18 protein-coding genes are annotated in these 16,876 nt (G+C 44.9%); 15 read left to right on the top strand and 3 right to left on the bottom strand.

Translation table 11 applies throughout. The features are described from left to right. Positions 1–82: 82 nt before the first annotated feature. Complete coding sequence (locus tag R7M72_RS22600) at positions 83–811, bottom strand: redoxin family protein (protein WP_005382781.1); 729 nt, start codon at positions 809–811, stop codon at positions 83–85. A 169-nt stretch (positions 812–980) separates the two neighbouring features. Between R7M72_RS22600 and oxyR the strand changes: the two genes are divergently transcribed. Then, on the top strand, positions 981–1,892 hold the full coding sequence (oxyR, locus tag R7M72_RS22595; RefSeq protein WP_005381326.1) for a DNA-binding transcriptional regulator OxyR: 912 nt from the start codon (positions 981–983) through the stop codon (positions 1,890–1,892). A 53-nt stretch (positions 1,893–1,945) separates the two neighbouring features. Here oxyR and R7M72_RS22590 read toward each other — a convergent pair whose 3' ends face one another. Then, the gene (locus R7M72_RS22590) at positions 1,946–4,507 is read right to left on the bottom strand and encodes a penicillin-binding protein 1A (protein ID WP_025768081.1); all 2,562 of its coding nucleotides are present in this window, start codon (positions 4,505–4,507) and stop codon (positions 1,946–1,948) included. Between the two features lie 144 nt (positions 4,508–4,651). Here R7M72_RS22590 and pilM point away from each other — a divergent pair, with 144 nt between their 5' ends. The 14 genes from pilM (at position 4,652) to rplI (ending at position 15,840) form a co-directional block, all read left to right on the top strand. Further along, on the top strand, positions 4,652–5,668 hold the full coding sequence (gene pilM / locus R7M72_RS22585) for a type IV pilus biogenesis protein PilM (RefSeq protein ID WP_017821733.1): 1,017 nt from the start codon (positions 4,652–4,654) through the stop codon (positions 5,666–5,668). Beyond that, positions 5,652–6,227, top strand: coding sequence for a PilN domain-containing protein (locus tag R7M72_RS22580; protein WP_054577259.1), 576 nt, complete (start codon positions 5,652–5,654; stop codon positions 6,225–6,227). Before pilM ends, R7M72_RS22580 begins: the two co-directional genes overlap by 17 nt. Next, the gene (locus tag R7M72_RS22575) at positions 6,220–6,813 is read left to right on the top strand and encodes a type 4a pilus biogenesis protein PilO (RefSeq protein WP_054577258.1); all 594 of its coding nucleotides are present in this window, start codon (positions 6,220–6,222) and stop codon (positions 6,811–6,813) included. The genes R7M72_RS22580 and R7M72_RS22575 overlap by 8 nt, the downstream gene beginning before the upstream one ends. Further along, positions 6,803–7,318: a pilus assembly protein PilP gene (locus R7M72_RS22570; protein ID WP_005382766.1), complete on the top strand. Its 516-nt coding sequence runs from the start codon at positions 6,803–6,805 to the stop codon at positions 7,316–7,318. Before R7M72_RS22575 ends, R7M72_RS22570 begins: the two co-directional genes overlap by 11 nt. A 25-nt stretch (positions 7,319–7,343) precedes the next feature. Next, on the top strand, positions 7,344–9,089 hold the full coding sequence (locus tag R7M72_RS22565; protein ID WP_054577257.1) for a type IV pilus secretin PilQ: 1,746 nt from the start codon (positions 7,344–7,346) through the stop codon (positions 9,087–9,089). Between the two features lie 187 nt (positions 9,090–9,276). After that, positions 9,277–9,795, top strand: coding sequence for a shikimate kinase AroK (gene aroK, locus R7M72_RS22560; RefSeq protein WP_005381319.1), 519 nt, complete (start codon positions 9,277–9,279; stop codon positions 9,793–9,795). A gap of 32 nt (positions 9,796–9,827) precedes the next feature. Continuing rightward, a complete protein-coding gene (gene aroB, locus R7M72_RS22555; protein ID WP_005381318.1) occupies positions 9,828–10,928 on the top strand; it encodes a 3-dehydroquinate synthase in 1,101 nt (366 codons plus the stop codon). Between the two features lie 52 nt (positions 10,929–10,980). Next, positions 10,981–12,492 carry an SPOR domain-containing protein gene (locus tag R7M72_RS22550; protein ID WP_033907307.1) on the top strand — a complete coding sequence of 504 codons (1,512 nt, stop codon included), beginning with the start codon at positions 10,981–10,983 and terminating at the stop codon, positions 12,490–12,492. A 69-nt stretch (positions 12,493–12,561) separates the two neighbouring features. Further along, the gene (locus R7M72_RS22545) at positions 12,562–13,401 is read left to right on the top strand and encodes a Dam family site-specific DNA-(adenine-N6)-methyltransferase (RefSeq protein ID WP_005382762.1); all 840 of its coding nucleotides are present in this window, start codon (positions 12,562–12,564) and stop codon (positions 13,399–13,401) included. Between the two features lie 92 nt (positions 13,402–13,493). After that, positions 13,494–14,165 carry a ribulose-phosphate 3-epimerase gene (rpe, locus tag R7M72_RS22540; protein ID WP_042523676.1) on the top strand — a complete coding sequence of 224 codons (672 nt, stop codon included), beginning with the start codon at positions 13,494–13,496 and terminating at the stop codon, positions 14,163–14,165. A gap of 244 nt (positions 14,166–14,409) precedes the next feature. Next, a complete protein-coding gene (rpsF, locus tag R7M72_RS22535) occupies positions 14,410–14,799 on the top strand; it encodes a 30S ribosomal protein S6 (RefSeq protein ID WP_005381299.1) in 390 nt (129 codons plus the stop codon). Positions 14,800–14,807: 8 nt separating this feature from the next. Beyond that, positions 14,808–15,110 carry a primosomal replication protein N gene (priB, locus tag R7M72_RS22530; protein ID WP_005381298.1) on the top strand — a complete coding sequence of 101 codons (303 nt, stop codon included), beginning with the start codon at positions 14,808–14,810 and terminating at the stop codon, positions 15,108–15,110. 16 nt (positions 15,111–15,126) lie between these two features. Then, positions 15,127–15,354, top strand: coding sequence for a 30S ribosomal protein S18 (gene rpsR, locus R7M72_RS22525; protein WP_000090472.1), 228 nt, complete (start codon positions 15,127–15,129; stop codon positions 15,352–15,354). A gap of 33 nt (positions 15,355–15,387) precedes the next feature. After that, on the top strand, positions 15,388–15,840 hold the full coding sequence (gene rplI, locus R7M72_RS22520) for a 50S ribosomal protein L9 (protein ID WP_005382760.1): 453 nt from the start codon (positions 15,388–15,390) through the stop codon (positions 15,838–15,840). A gap of 77 nt (positions 15,841–15,917) precedes the next feature. Here rplI and R7M72_RS22515 read toward each other — a convergent pair whose 3' ends face one another. Further along, entirely contained in the window at positions 15,918–16,682 is a 765-nt protein-coding gene (locus R7M72_RS22515; protein WP_005381276.1) for a DUF481 domain-containing protein, read from the bottom strand. Between the last annotated feature and the right edge of the window lie 194 nt (positions 16,683–16,876).

The following is a 16,876-nucleotide window of genomic DNA, read 5'->3' as shown; positions in this document are numbered from 1 at the left end:
TCTAGACTAGTAGAAGAAGTGGTTTAGGGTTGGCCTCCGAGCCAAAAGGCACCGGAGACCGAGGGTGTAGGCTATGGACAGCTTAGCCTAGATACGCTTCTAGCTCTTCGCTACCGCCTATATGCTTGCCACCGATAAAGACTTGTGGAACAGTCGTGCGACCAGATATAGCTCGTAGACTAACTGTTGTTGCGTCTTTACCCAGAATCACTTCTTCATATTGAAGACCGTGGTCAATCAGATTTTGTTTCGCTTTCATACAGAAAGGGCAGCCTGGTTTAGTGAACACCGTGATGGATTCTTGCGTTTTGTAGTCAGGCGCTATGTAGTTCAGCATCGTATCTGCGTCTGACACCTTGAATGGGTCGCCTGGTTCGTTTGGCTCAATGAACATTTTTTCCACTACGCCATCTTTTACTAGCATGCTGTAACGCCATGAACGTTTGCCAAAGCCGATGTCGTTTTTATCCACTAACATACCCATGCCATCGGTGAATTCACCATTACCATCCGGGATGAAGGTAATGTTTTCTGCTTCTTGGTCTTGTTTCCATGCATTCATCACGAACGTATCATTGACCGAGACACAAATAATCTCATCCACTCCGTGCTCTTTAAATACAGGGAACAATTCGTTGTAACGAGGTAGATGGCTTGATGAACAGGTTGGAGTAAATGCACCCGGTAAGCTAAATACGATAACGGTCTTACCTTTAAATAGCTCATCGGTCGTTACATTCACCCAAGAATCACCTTGACGAACTGGAAAAGTAACTTGAGGGACTTGTTGACCTTCTTTAGATACAAACATAATGATTTCCTTTAACTATTTTAAATTATGCGTATAGAGCTTAGCGTTTTTCGTCGCTCTGTTTCGTTTTGTTGAGCCCATTATTGTAAAAATCCTTTGATAGCTCTAATCGTTTGGTGTTATGGTTTTGATAGGTATTAGCTATTGTTAAAGAAGCGAAGCGTGAATTATGAATATTCGAGATTTTGAGTACTTAGTTGCACTTGCGGAACATAAGCACTTTCGCAAAGCGGCAGAGGCATGTTTTGTTAGCCAGCCAACATTGAGTGGGCAAATTCGTAAACTAGAGGATGAACTCGGGACCACGCTTTTAGAGCGAAGCAGCCGACGTGTTTTGTTTACCGATTCAGGGTTACAGCTGGTGGAGCAGGCTAAACGCATCTTAAGTGAAGTGAAAACCTTCAGAGATATGGCAAGTGGTCAAAGCGGAGCCATGACTGGACCGATGCATATTGGTTTCATCCCGACGGTTGGGCCTTATCTACTACCCAAAATTCTGCCGCAGATAAAAGAAGCATTTCCTGAGTTGGAACTATTTCTGCACGAAGCTCAAACACATCAATTAGTGCGTCAATTGGAAGAAGGCAAACTAGATTGCTTAGTTTTAGCTTCGGTTGATGAAACTGCGCCATTTAAAGAGATCGAAGTGTATCAAGAGCCATTAAGTGTCGCAGTGCCATGTGACCACGAGTGGGCCTCTCTCGACCATGTTGATATGTTGGAGCTGAATGGTAAAACCGTTTTAGCGTTGGGAGACGGCCACTGTCTGCGAGATCAAGCGTTAGGTTTTTGTTTTGCCGCTGGTGCAAAAGACGATGAGCGTTTTAAAGCCACCAGCTTGGAGACGTTACGCAATATGGTTGCTGCCGGTGCGGGGATTACGTTATTGCCTCAGCTTTCTATCCCTAATGAGAAGCAAAAAGATGGCGTATGCTACGTACCAGCTGTTAACCCAACCCCCTCGCGTAATATCGTTCTCGTATACCGTCCGGGCTCACCATTACGAGCTAGGTTTGAAGCTTTAGCAGCGAAGATTAAAGAGGTGTTGGCTTCTTATCCATCATTGAATGCTGCAGCATAAGAAGCAGACATAAAAAAGGGAGAGCTTGATGCTCTCCCTTGTGCTTTTGTGATTTAGAACAGTTCTTCTGCGCCAGAGCCTGAAGAGTAAATACTATCTTCTAAACGGTCGCCAGCGTATTCGGTAGGCTCCGTGCCTTTTTCAAAGTATTCGAACATTGATGTGCTATCTACCTTGTGCGTTAGCATACCGCTGTTGCGATCAATACGAACTCGAATAATATCCTCTGGAATATTTTTACCTTGCTCCGGCGTCCCTTCTAGCGCAACACGCATGAAGTCAATCCAAGCAGGCTCTGCGGTTTTCGCACCCGACTCGGCACCAGAAATTTGGCCTTGCCCTAGGTTGCTGTTAACAGTGGTGCGGCCAAGTGCACGTGAGTGATCATCAAAGCCAACCCAAGCTATCGCAACGACACCAGGTCCATAGCCATTGTACCAAGCATCCTTGGAATCATTCGTTGTACCCGTTTTACCCCCGATATCACGACGACCAAGTTTTTGCGCGCGCCAGCCTGTACCATTCCAACCTGTGCCTTCACGCCAGTTACCGCCACCCCAAATGTTGCTGTACATCATCTCACGCATTAAGAATGCATTCTGTTCGGAGATAACTTGCGGTGCATATTGAGGTTCATCATTTTCAAGGGCATTGTCTGTTGCTAGGCCATCAATCGCGACGTCTTGTTCGCCAAATTCATCAGCGTAGCGATTTTCTGGCTGCTCGCTCATTTGCGGACAATCCTTATGACAAACACTCTTTGGATTGGCTTTAAACAGTACTTCACCGAATGCATCTTCCACGCGTTCTACATAGAATGGTTCAACGTAATAACCACCGTTTGCAAACACAGAGTAACCTTGTGCCACTTTCATTGGTGTTAAGCTGCCAGCTCCGAGTGCGATGGTCTCAGAGCGTGGTACTTGGTTAATATCAAAACCGAAACGAGTAAGGTACTGACGTGTCTCCTCGAGGCCAACTTCACGGAGTGTACGCACTGCCATGACGTTTTTTGATTGAGCTAAGCCGAGGCGAAGACGCGTTGGGCCACCATAAGTTGGTGGTGAGTTTTTTGGTCGCCAAGCTGAACCAGAACCTGCATCCCACTTGTTAATTGGCGCATCGTTAATCAAAGTCGCTAGAGTCAGCCCTTTGTCAATTGCTGCCGAGTAGATGAAAGGCTTGATACTTGAACCAACCTGACGCACTGACATGGTTGCACGGTTAAACTTGCTGTGAACAAAGTTGAAACCACCAACCAGCGACAATATCGCGCCATTTTCTGGGTTCATCGCAACAAACGCGGTGTTTGCTGTCGGCACTTGGCTCAGTTTCCAGCTCAGTGTTGTGTTGTCATCTTCATCGGTTTCACTTACTTCGCGAACCCAAACTTGTTGACCTGTCGCTAGCACATCATGCGCTGACTTTGGTGTTGAGCCTTGGCGGTTATCAGTAATGTACTTACGCGCCCAGTGCATTCCAGTCCAAGGGATGGTTTGCTCTTCATGGTTCTTAACCCATACTTGCGCCGTCTTATCATCGACTTTCGTCACAACCGCAGGGTAAAGGTCACCATAAGTTGGCTGTTTCTTCAGGTGCTTTTCTATTTGCTCATTGCCCCAGGCCGCTTCCCCTTCTTTCCAAAGCACACTTTCTGCACCACGGTAGCCGTGACGTTCATCGTATGACAAGAGGTTATTTACCGCAGACGTATTCGCAGCATCTTGCAGTTTAGAATCCACAGTCATGTAGATATTCAAGCCAGAGGTGTAAGCTTCTTCTTCACCGTACTCTTTTACTGCCCATGCACGAGCCAACTCTGCTACGTAAGGTGCGGAAAGCTCAATCTCAGCGCTATGATAACGCGCCACGATAGGTTCATTGCGTGCTTCGTCATACTGCTCTTGTGTAATGTATTTCTCATCAAGCATTCGCATTAATACAACGTTACGGCGTTTTGTTGCGCGCTCAAGAGAGTAAATTGGGTTCATGGTTGATGGCGCTTTTGGCATACCAGCGAGTGTTGCAATCTCACTTAACGTCAATTCATCAAGGCTCTTACCAAAATACACTTGAGCGGCAGCACCAAAGCCATATGAGCGGTAACCAAGGAAGATTTTATTGACATAAAGCTCCATGATTTCTTGCTTACTTAAAAGCTGCTCAATATGGATAGCAATAAAAATCTCTTTAATCTTACGCATGATCTTCTTCTCATTAGATAAGAAGAAGTTACGAGCTAGCTGTTGCGTAATCGTACTTGCACCCTGTTTAGCCGAGCCTGAAACCGCAACAACAACCGCTGCACGAGTGATGCCGATAGGGTCGATACCAGGATGCTCATAGAAACGACTATCTTCGGTTGCGATGAGCGCGTGAATTAAGTCTTGAGGAATTTCGTCATAAGTAACAGGAATACGACGCTTTTCACCGAACTGTGCGATCAGCTTCCCGTCTTGACTAAACACCTTCATAGGTGTTTGTAATTCAACGTCTTTTAGAGTTGCAACATCTGGCAATTCAGGCTTCACGTACTGATAGAAGCCAAATATTGTGGTGACTCCAAGAATTATGCAAATCAATGTTAAAAATAATAAACGCTTTATGAACTTCACCGGAGAATCCCTGATTGGTTGAGGCTGTGTAACGGCAAACCCTTGTACTCTTAGGTCAAAAATTTAGCACATAAGAGATATTAACTCTTATTTGGATGCTAATAACAACCTTTGCACGAAGAAATTTCGGAGCGAGAGTAAGAGATGGATAAGCTAATCGTTACCGGCATCGATATAGGCCATAACAGCCTCAAAGCCGTAGTACTTAAACCCACAGGCAACAATTACGCTCTGTTGGGTTACAAAGAAATATTACTAAAGGAAGGTATTGTCGCTGAAAATAACACCATAAATCATCAAGAAATTGTAAAGACCCTCAAGCAGATAAAAAAAGAACTGCCTTTTGGTGCTAAAAAAGTTGCGATCTCAGTTCCTGATAACTCGGTAATTAGCAAGAAACTGCAAATAGAACAAAATCTTGAAGAGAGTGAAGTTGAGTTTGCAGTGATACAAGCCTTTTCTCATCAATCGCCATTCCCTGTCGAAGAGCTGAGTTTAGACTTCGTTCGTCTTCGCGCTGAGGGCGGGCAGAGTGGCAGTGATAGCTATCAAGTGTTTGCGACAAGAAAAGATGTGGTAGAAGGCCGAGTCGATGCATTACAAAAGTCCGGACTAAAACCTGTTTTAGTGGACGTGCATTCGCAAAGCCTTGGTCATATCTGGAAGCTCACCGCCGATCGCTTTCCTGACAAAAACAAATACTGCTTACTCGATATTGGCACCTTATCGAGCTCCTTCACCATGTTTACCGAACAAGGTGAACTGTTTCACAAAGAGTTTGCTTACGGCACACGCGGAGCAAACAGCGCTTCTCCAGTCGATTTTCTGTCCGATGATGCTCAGGAGAAAACAGAGCTGTTTAACCGTCAAATCATAGAGCGAGTAAAGCGCCAGATGCAGCTCTATACCTCAATCAATGGCTCACAAAACATCAAGGGTATCTGGTTATCAGGGGAGGGGGCCTCCACTCCCATGCTCGCAGAAGAGTTGTCTCAACAATTGTCGTTAGAGTGTGAATTGCTAAATCCGCTAGGGCTATTTGAGATGAAGGTGTCTAAGCGTAAGCGTCGTGCTGTGGATTGGCAGCATTTCTCAACAGCAGCCGGACTGGCCGTTCGTGGCATTCATTGGCTAGGAGGCGCCCGTGCTTTATCGCATTAATTTACTTCCTTGGCGAGAGAATCAAAGAGAAGAGCACCGACGTCGTTTCATCAGTTTGGTCGCATTAGGCATGTTGGTCGCTGTTGGCATCCAGTGGGGTATTGGAAAGTTTTTTGAGTACCAACAAGATCAACAACAGGATCGGCTCGATTACCTCACTCACTACATTGCCGAACTCGACCAGCGTATTGAAGCAATGAAAATTGCAGAGCAAGAGCACAGCAAAATCCTCGAACGCCTAAAGGTCGTTGAAGGTTTACAAAACGGACGAAACAAAACGACCGAGTTCATGAACTTAATGCCTGCCGTTATCCCTGAAGGTGTATATGTCGACAAGATCAAAATGAATGATCTGGAAATTGAGATCTCTGGGATCTCTGATAGCACTCCAAAACTTGCCACGATGCTGGACAACATGGAGCGCTCGGCCAAGTTGAACGACGTAGAAATGCATTCCATCGTTCACGGCAAAGCCCGTTTTGGGAAAGAGTTTCAAACATTCAAAGTGTCTTTCATGTTCAAAGTAACGGAGAAGAAATTGGAGGCTCAACGTGGTTGATTGGCAGGATCTCGAAATCGATGAAATGGCCGAGTGGCCATTGTTGCCCCAGATTATAGTAATCGCGCTTCTGATCATGGTGATTCAAGGCTTAGGTTATTGGTTTTACCTTAAACCGAAAGAAGAACAGTTGAATCACTTGATCCAGCAGGAGCAGACACTCAAGGTGGCATTGAAGATCAAAGCGAACAAAGTGGCAGCGTTGCCTCAGCTTCAATCTCAATTGGATGAACTTACCACCCGTTACGAGTTATTGCTGCAGCAACTGCCTGCGCAAAAAGAGCTGGCTACAATGCTCGCTTCAGTGAATGAACTTGGCATCGACAATAAGCTGACTTTCACCCGAATCGACTGGGGCGAAAAACAATCAGAGCACTTCCTTTATCGTCTCCCTTTAAACATTGAGTTAACGGGTGACTTTCATGACATCGGCCATTTTTCTCAGGCGATAGCGACGCTACCTCGAATCATCACGTTTAAAGATGTGACTTGGCAACGTGTCAGCCAAGAGAGCGAAACTCTGCACTTTCGGGTGCGCGCTAACACCTATCAGTTTAAGCCGGAGGAGACGAAAAATGACAAGTAAGTCTTTGTTGCTGGTACTGATGGGTTCTCTATTGATGGGCTGCCAGGCGAATGATGAATCATTGACGGATTTTATTCGAGGAGTGGAAACACAGGCGCGTCGAGAGGTCGAGAAGCTTAAGCCCGCAGACAAGTATGTTGCAGTCACGTACGCACCGGAAGTACAGCGTGCACCCTTTGAATTGCCCAAAGAAGCCACCATCGCGACTCAGCCAGTTGCAAGAAAAGATTGTTGGCAACCGCCCTCAAGAAGGCGAACTGGAAAATTAGAAAAATTCCCATTAAGCCAATTACGTTTGAAAGGGGTCATGGGCATGGATAACACGGTTTCTGGCCTCGTTCAGGCTCCCAATGGCACCGTCTATAAAGTTAAGCCGGGTCAATACCTTGGACGCAATAATGGCAAAGTGACCCATGTCAGCCACTCCTATTTGTTGATTAATGAAACGTTGCCCGACGGCTTAGGATGTTGGCAAAAACGTAAAGTTAAGTTGGCTTTGAGATAGCCCCATTTATTTTTGATATTGAGTAATGAAAATGAGACAAGGATTAACACGTACACCAAGGATACTTACTGGGCTCTTCTCCTTATGGTTGTTTGTATTTTTAGCCCCTTTAGCGGCAGCTGAAGAAGTTTCGTCCAATGCCCTAAAAAGTATCGACTTTCGAACTAATAAAGATAAAGACGCCGTGATTGTCGTCGAATTGGCGTCACCGGCTGCGATTGTAGATATCAAGCGTGTACAGGAAGGGTTAAGTATCGATTTGCTTAACACTTCAGTAAAAGACGAGCAATTGTATCTCCTAGACGTGAAAGATTTTTCGACTGTGGTTGAGAGCGTAGAAGTGTTTCGCGACACCTCGACGACGCGCTTGGTTGCGAACATCAATGAAGAATACATGCATGATTACCGTTTAACGGGGCGTTTTTTGGAAATCAAAGTAGCGAAGATCAAACCCAATGAGAAAGCCCCAGATAAAAGCATTTTAGAAAGAGAAGGTAAGCTTATTTCGATTAACTTCCAAGATATTCCTGTGCGAAATGTTTTGCAGCTTATTGCTGATTACAACCAATTTAATTTGGTTGTCTCCGACTCTGTCGAAGGCAACCTCACGCTTCGTCTTGATGGTGTCCCTTGGCAGCAAGTGCTGGATATTATTTTGCAAATTAAGGGGTTAGATAAGCGTGTCGATGGCAACGTGATTTTAGTTGCTCCGACTGATGAGCTGGACTTGCGTGAGAAGCAGCAGTTAGAAAAACAAAAACTGACGGAAGAAATGGGAGAGCTTTCATCTGAAATCATCAAAGTTAATTTTGCTAAAGCATCAGACATTGCGGAGATGATCAATGGTGAAGGAAATATCAGCATGCTGTCAGAGCGCGGCAGTATGACCATTGATGAGCGAACTAACTCGTTATTGATTAGAGAGTTACCTGAAAACATCGAGGTGATTCGAGAAATTATTGAGTCTTTGGATATTCCAGTTAAACAGGTTCAAATTGAGGCGCGTATTGTGACCATAAATGAAGGTAACATGGACGAGCTAGGTATTCGTTGGGGTTTTACGTCTATTAATGGCAGTAATACAGTGGGCGGTTCTATTGAGAACAACCTTGCCACGATCGGTCTCTATAATGGAGAAGGGGGTGATGACGGTGGTGACGGTGATGGAGTAGGGATCGATGACTTCCTAAATGTAAACTTAGCTGCAACCAGCCCGAATGCGACCAGTCTTGCTTTCCAAGTAGCGAAGTTAGGATCAGACACACTACTTGATTTGGAACTTTCTGCGCTGCAACAAGAGTCTAAAGCTGAGATTATCTCGAGCCCACGTTTGATCACTACCAATAAGAAGCCTGCCTATATCGAACAAGGTACAGAGATTCCTTATCTTGAGTCATCATCAAGTGGTGCAACGACGGTGACGTTCAAAAAGGCGGTATTAAGTTTGAAGGTGACCCCGCAAATCACACCGGATAACCGCTTAGTGTTGGATTTAAGTGTCACGCAAGATAGACCAGGACAAGTCGTGAAGACAGGCACTGGTGAAGCTGTTGCGATTGATACTCAACGTATCGGGACGCAAGTGTTAGTGAATAACGGTGAAACGGTCGTTCTTGGTGGTATTTTTCAGCACAGCATTACTAACTCGGTGGACAAAGTGCCTTTGTTGGGCGACCTGCCGCTATTAGGTGCGCTTTTTCGTCGAAGTTATGAAAATGTTGGTAAAAGTGAGCTGTTAATTTTCGTCACGCCTAAGGTGGTGATTCAGTAGTTCTGTCTCGGGAAAAACTGATTAAATCAAAAATAAAGTTGCAATAGTGGCACCATGCTTGGATAATTTCGGGTCTTATCACGAATTATCTGTGAGGAACTGGTGCCACAAGCCTTGTAGAACAGCAGTTTAGCTGTGTTTTCTTGTGGCGATCTTATTGAATCAATGTTGTAAATTACTGCTAAACATGGCTGAGAAACGTAATATTTTCCTTGTTGGCCCAATGGGCGCCGGCAAAAGTACAATTGGTAGACATCTAGCACAGCAACTGCATATGGAGTTTGTTGACTCCGATACAGTGATCGAAGAGCGCACTGGTGCAGACATCTCTTGGGTTTTTGATGTAGAAGGTGAAGAAGGCTTCCGCAAGCGTGAAGAAGCGGTACTTGAAGACCTAACACAAGAGCAAGGCATCGTGCTTGCGACTGGCGGTGGCTCTGTTAAGAGCAAAGAAAACCGCAATCGTCTTTCGGCACGTGGTGTTGTTGTTTACTTAGAAACGACGATTGAAAAGCAACTTGCGCGTACAAACCGCGACAAGAAGCGTCCTTTACTTCAAACGGATAACCCTCGCGAAGTACTGGAGCAATTAGCTGAAGAACGTAATCCTTTATATGAAGAAGTAGCGGATTACACTGTTCGCACTGACGATCAAAGTGCAAAAGTGGTAGCCAACCAGATCGTAAAAATGCTAGAAGAGAGATAAGTCTTTATCTTTTTTTTAATTGGAGCAAACCGATGGAACGGATTACGGTCAACCTAGCTGAGCGTAGCTACCCAATCTCTATTGGCGCCGGGTTATTTGAGGACCCGGCGTACCTCTCTCAAGTTCTCTCAAACAAAAATGCAAAACAAAAAGTTGTTGTGATCAGTAATGTCACAGTGGCGCCTTTGTATGCAGACAAAATTTTAAAGCAACTCGAGCAGCTCGGCTGTAGTGCATCCTTGTTAGAATTGCCTGACGGTGAACAGTACAAAAACTTGGATGTATTTAATCAAGTAATGAACTTCTTACTGGAAGGGAGTTATGCTCGTGATGTTGTGATCATCGCGTTAGGTGGTGGTGTTATTGGCGACCTTGTGGGTTTTGCGTCTGCCTGTTACCAGCGTGGGGTCGACTTTATTCAAATACCGACCACATTACTATCCCAAGTGGACTCTTCGGTTGGTGGAAAAACCGCGGTTAACCATCCGTTGGGTAAGAACATGATAGGTGCGTTTTACCAACCTAAAGCCGTGATCATTGATACGAACTGCCTGTCGACGTTGCCTGAACGTGAGTTCGCTGCGGGTATCGCCGAAGTCATTAAGTACGGCATTATTTACGATGCAGATTTTTTTGTATGGTTAGAAGACAATCTTGAACGCTTGTATGCGTTGGATGAAGAAGCACTAACTTATGCGATCGCACGTTGCTGTGAAATAAAAGCGGAAGTGGTGGCTCAGGATGAGAAAGAATCGGGCATCCGTGCTTTGCTTAACTTAGGTCACACCTTTGGTCATGCGATTGAAGCGGAACTTGGCTATGGCAATTGGCTGCATGGTGAAGCGGTATCTTCCGGCACTGTTATGGCGGCCAAAACGTCGCATCTACGCGGTCTGATCTCGGAAGAGCAATTTGAGCGTATTGTTGCGATTTTGCGTCGTGCAAAACTGCCTGTGCATACTCCAGACAGTATGAATTTCGATGACTTCATCAAGCACATGATGCGAGATAAGAAAGTCCTCTCTGGTCAATTACGATTGGTTTTGCCTACAGGCATTGGCACTGCCGAGGTAATTGCTGATACGACGCAAGACGTACTCAAGCAGGCAATAGACTTCGGTCGCGATATTTAACCTTGTAATGGCGCCTTTGGGCGTCATTCTTGTAGTGTATTAAGGTTATTAGATGAGTGTTGCTCACGTACTGGAATTAGATTCTCAAATCGAGTTGCTTGATAGATTAGGTCTACTGACTAACTTTGGTTCCAATCTCATTGCGATTAATGGTCATGATGGGTACGGGAAATCTTGGTTAGCGCAGCGATACCTTGAAGTGGGTGCCAGTAACAAGAATCAATGTTTGTTACTTTGTCATTCTAATCAAGACGATGTGCAGCATCGCGTCCTTATTTTGAGTCAACTGGTTTCAGACGCATTGTTTAATCAGCAAGAGCCTTTACTTGATAGCCTTGAAAGGCTTTTAGGTGATGAGGCGTGTGACATTGCAATTGTTGTAGATGATGCGCATTTATTGAGTGAGACACTTATCTCTGAGCTTTGGATGCTGGTCTTAGAGGCGCACCATAAGCCAAATTGGACCATCAATGTCTTACTGTTTACACAGTCTGGACGTTTAGACGGTTTGCTAGCACGTCTCAGTTATGGACAAGAGATAAAGCCTGTTGAGCTTGATATTGATATGTTGTCCGAAGTGGAAGCTCGTCGTTTCTTTGAGTCACTTGTTGCGCGCTACGTCGATGATGAGTCTGAGAAACGGGTTCGAGATGCATTTAAAAAAGTCGACCCAGTACCGGGTGACATCATGGCGTTAGGAGAGATGAAAGTGGAAAAAAGGATCATTATCCGCTCGATTGTCGGTTCACCCCTGAATATTGCGTTGGTGGTATTAGTCTTACTGTTGCTTGCTGCTGGTGGCTATTGGTGGATGCTTAGTCAACCAAGTCCTGATGATAAAGCGCAGCAAATTGCTGGCAGTTTAGAGCAAACGGCTATTCCAACTTTTGAAGAGTCAGGAGTCAGTGCAGCGCAGTCTTCACTGCAACCTGTAACCGATGGCTCTAGCAGTCTTGATAAGTCTGGTGCGGTTGATGATTCTGATTCATTACCGCCAGCTGTGACAGAAGAAGTAGCGAGCGTAGGCAGTGATGACAATCAACAAAGAGTGGTGATTGAGTCGAATGTGGTCGATGCATTGCTTGAAGGTAAAGCTGATTCAGCAGACACAAAAGCGATTGATGATGTCGTAGGTACTGAGAAGACAGAAACCGCCGATGAAACTAGCTCCCCTTTGATTAAAGTCGTAAAACCGAATCAAGATATGACGCAAGCACCTGCTCAGTCAGAAGAGGGTGAGGCAAACCAACCTGTTGTGAAGTTTTCATTTGCTCGTGAAGAACTAAAAGCGCTATCGCCAAGAGCTTATACTTTACAACTCGCAGCTATGACCTCAATGGAAGATGTACAATCCTTTCTCAATGAGCATCAACTGAATAATCAAGTGCGAATTTATCCTACCGTTCGTAATGACACCGAGTGGTATATCATCACATATCAAGATTATCCGACAATTCAAATGGCTCGTGATGCCGTCGCAAGCTTGCCAGATTCGGTTAAGTCGGTGAGTCCTTGGGCAAAATCACTCCGTCAGGTTCACCGTGAAATTGAACGAGTGAAATAAACCTGAGCTTCCCTGAAAAATATGTTACATTCCGCAGCCTTAATTTTTGGTCGATAGATAGAGCAGTAGATGAAAAAGCAACGAGCCTTTCTTAAATGGGCAGGAGGAAAATACGGACTGGTTGAAGACATCCAACGTCATTTGCCGCCGGCTCGAAAGCTAGTTGAACCTTTTGTTGGTGCGGGCTCAGTGTTTCTGAATACCGATTATGACCATTATCTACTTGCAGATATCAATCCAGATTTGATCAATCTGTACAACCTGCTGAAAGAACGCCCTGAAGAGTATATCTCTGAAGCGAAGCGTTGGTTTGTCGCTGAGAACAACCGCAAAGAAGCCTACCTACACATTCGCGCTGAGTTTAATAAAACCGATGACGTGATGTACCGCTCTTTAGCGTTTTTGTACATGAACCGCTTTGGTTTTAATGGCCTATGCCGTTACAACAAAAAAGGTGGCTTCAATGTACCGTTTGGCTCTTACAAAAAGCCGTATTTCCCTGAGGCGGAATTGGAGTTTTTTGCAGAAAAAGCCAAAAAAGCTACGTTCGTTTGTGAAGGTTATCCTGAAACATTTCGTCGTGCGCGCAAAGGGAGCGTCGTGTATTGCGATCCACCTTATGCGCCGCTTTCAAATACGGCAAATTTCACCTCATACGCAGGTAATGGTTTCACGTTGGACGACCAAGCTGCATTAGCCGACATTGCTGAAAGAACAGCGACTGAACGTGGCATTCCTGTGTTGATTTCTAACCACGACACTACCTTGACACGTCGGTTGTATCACGGTGCGGATCTTAATGTGGTAAAAGTAAAGCGTACCATTAGCCGTAATGGTAACGGTCGTAATAAAGTTGATGAGCTACTTGCACTTTTTCATGCCCCAGACATGGATAAATCAAGCTCTTAATTCTCACACTATTATATCTAAATAGTGGATCTCCCCACTGGCTTCGGTAGAATTGCGCGCAGATTGTTTGCTCATTACTACTGAGGTCAGGTATGAAAGATTTTCTTATTGCTCCATCCATTTTATCGGCAGATTTTGCTCGTCTCGGTGAAGATGTAGAAAAAGTACTCGCAGCGGGTGCGGATGTGGTGCATTTCGACGTTATGGATAACCACTATGTACCAAACCTGACTTTTGGTGCGCCTGTGTGTAAAGCACTACGCGATTATGGCATCACAGCGCCAATCGATGTTCACCTAATGGTGAAACCCGTTGACCGTATTATTCCTGATTTCGCAAAAGCGGGTGCGTCGATGATTACGTTCCATGTAGAAGCTTCTGATCATGTAGACCGTACACTGCAGTTAATTAAAGAGCACGGCTGTCAGGCTGGTGTGGTACTAAACCCAGCAACGCCACTTGCAAGTCTTGAATTTATTATGGATAAAGTCGACATGATTCTACTGATGTCGGTAAACCCTGGTTTTGGTGGCCAATCATTCATTCCTCATACACTAGATAAACTGCGTGCCGTTCGTAAGATGATTGACGAGTCTGGTCGTGATATCCGCTTAGAAATCGATGGCGGTGTGAAGGTTGACAACATTCGTGAAATTGCAGAAGCGGGCGCAGACATGTTTGTCGCAGGCTCGGCGATTTTCGGTGAGCCAGATTACAAACAAGTGATCGATCAAATGCGCGCTGAACTGGCTGAAGTTAACTAAGCACCGATAAGCCAGCGCAATAACACACTGATTTTAAAGGCTGCCATGTTGTTGGCAGCCTTTGTGTTTTCTAGTATTAGAAGAAATTAAATATCCGCTGCGATGAGCAAATAATCACTTGCCTATTTTACGCCCTTTCTGTACTATTCGTGCTCCTTAAACTCAGTCAATTATCTTTAGTTCCTTGCTTCCTCTGGACGACTGAGCCATTTGTGGAAGCTGAATAATCCGTAAGGAGCAACCAATGCGTCATTACGAAATCGTATTCATGGTGCACCCAGATCAAAGCGAGCAAGTTGCTGGCATGATCGAGCGTTACACTGGTTCAATCACTGAAGCTGGCGGTAAAATCCACCGTCTAGAAGACTGGGGCCGTCGTCAACTGGCTTACCCAATCAACAAGCTTCACAAAGCTCACTACGTTCTTATGAACGTTGAAGCTGACCAAGCTGTAATTGATGAGCTAGAAACTGCTTTCCGTTTCAACGATGCAGTTCTACGTAACATGATCATGCGTACTAAAGCAGCGATCACTGAGCAATCTATCATGCTTAAGCAAAAAGAAGAGCGTGCTCCACGTCGTGAAGAGCGTTCTGAAGCTAAGCCTGAAGCTAAGTCAGAAGCTGCTGAGTAAGTTTTCTTATGGCCAATCGAATGGAGCTGAGCGGCACCATTGCCAAACCGCCCATTCGTAGTAAAAGCCCTGGTGGCATTGAACACTGTCGGTTTTGGCTGGAGCATCGCTCTACTATTATCGAAGCTGACTTACCTCGACAAGTTTATTGTCGTATGCCGGTAGTCGTCAGCGGGCTTGGGTCACAAGCACTAACTCAGAATTTAGTTCAAGGCAGTAACATTAAGGTAAGTGGTTTTGTCACTTATCAAACCGGCCGAAATGGCGTGGGAAAATTAGTGTTACACGCCGACAACATTACTCAAATTTAAGATCAGGAGATAGCCCATGGCTCGTTTCTTCCGTCGTCGTAAATTCTGCCGTTTCACTGCAGAAGGCGTACAAGAGATTGATTACAAAGACGTAGCAACTCTTAAAAACTACATCACTGAAGCTGGTAAAATCGTACCTAGCCGTATCACTGGTACAAGCGCTAAGTACCAGCGTCAACTAGCACGTGCTATCAAGCGTTCACGCTACCTAGCTCTACTACCGTACACTGACAAGCATCAGTAATCGGTTCATTTTATTAAGAAAGAGGATTAAGCAATGCAAGTTATTCTACTTGATAAAATTGGTAACCTAGGTGGTCTTGGCGATACTGCAAACGTTAAATCTGGCTACGCTCGTAACTTCCTTATCCCACAAGGTAAAGCAGTTATGGCAACTAAAGCTAACGTTGAAATGTTTGAAGCTCGTCGTGCTGAACTAGAAGCTAAAGTTGCTGAGCAACTAGCTGCTGCAGAAGCTCGCGCAGAGAAAGTTAACGCTCTAGAAGCGGTAGTTATCGCTTCTAAAGCTGGTGACGAAGGCAAACTATTCGGTTCTATCGGTACTCGTGACATCGCTGACGCTATCACAGCTGCAGGCGTTGAAGTTGCTAAGAGCGAAGTTCGCCTTCCTGAAGGTGCTCTACGTAACACTGGTGAGTTCGAGATCAGCGTTCAACTTCACTCTGAAGTTTTCGCGACAGTTAACCTACAAGTTGTTGCTGCTGAGTAATTCAGTATCAAGACGAAATACTAAAAAGCACCTCCTTGGAGGTGCTTTTTTTATTTCTAAAACTGAGAGAAAAAGGGTTAAAAAGCGAAAAGTAAATTAACGGAAAATACGCTGTCTGCTTTGCTTAAGCCTTCAGGCACTTTATCGTGATACTGACGAGAGTGCGCCAGTTTCAGTGCAATATCTTCAGTAATATCATTGGTTACACTGAGTTCACTATCAGTACGTGTGTTACTTCTACCTGTTACCAACGTAATATCAGCTGCGAAACTTAAATTATCCAACGCATGCCAAGTTGTGTTGATATTTCCTCGAAAAATGCCTTCTCTAACGATATCGGGAAAGACAATATCGTCATCATCTATTTCGTCTAAGTTTGGCTCTTGATAGCGAAAACCAGGGCCTACCTCTACCTCTAAAATGAAGTTCTCAGTGTAGGAGAACTGGTAACCCAAACCACCTGACAACGTATAGTCTTTAAAATAAGCACTGTAGCGAGAATCCACTCCTTTAAAGCTGCCATACAAATATGTCTTAGGGCCTAACTTGTAGTCACTCTGTAGGGAGTAGGTGGATGAGCGTTTGTCTTCTTCACCGTCTTTGTACAAGTTGTAGTACTTCCATTCACCATTAGAACGGTGTCGACCTGACGTATATTCAGCACTCAAACGAGCATTCAGGGAACGAGAGTCCGTGTTACCTGTGTGAGCTTGATAGCCGAACTCCACCTCGGTTTTTAGTGGGTCGGGTACATCAATATTTTGCTCTGGCTGTACTGATTCGTCAGCATACGATGCACTAGCGCACAGTAGGCTAAAGCTAAGTAACCAGTATCGGGACACATCAACCTCGAACGTAATCAAAAAGGAGGGGCATGATACTGATACAGATATTTGGTTGGGTCAATGGTAGGTTAATTTTTATTAGAGCTAGGCGGAAGAACCAGGCTATTACCCGGGTGGTTCACATGATGATTTCTTAACAAGTAATTGTCGCTTCGGGGAAGCATCTCAGTTAGGTTAAGGTTATAATCGTG

It is taken from the genome of Vibrio sp. YT-18 (genome assembly GCF_033337345.1).
GTDB classification, from domain to species: domain Bacteria; phylum Pseudomonadota; class Gammaproteobacteria; order Enterobacterales; family Vibrionaceae; genus Vibrio; species Vibrio alginolyticus.
This window is presented reverse-complemented; position numbering and strand designations above follow the sequence as displayed.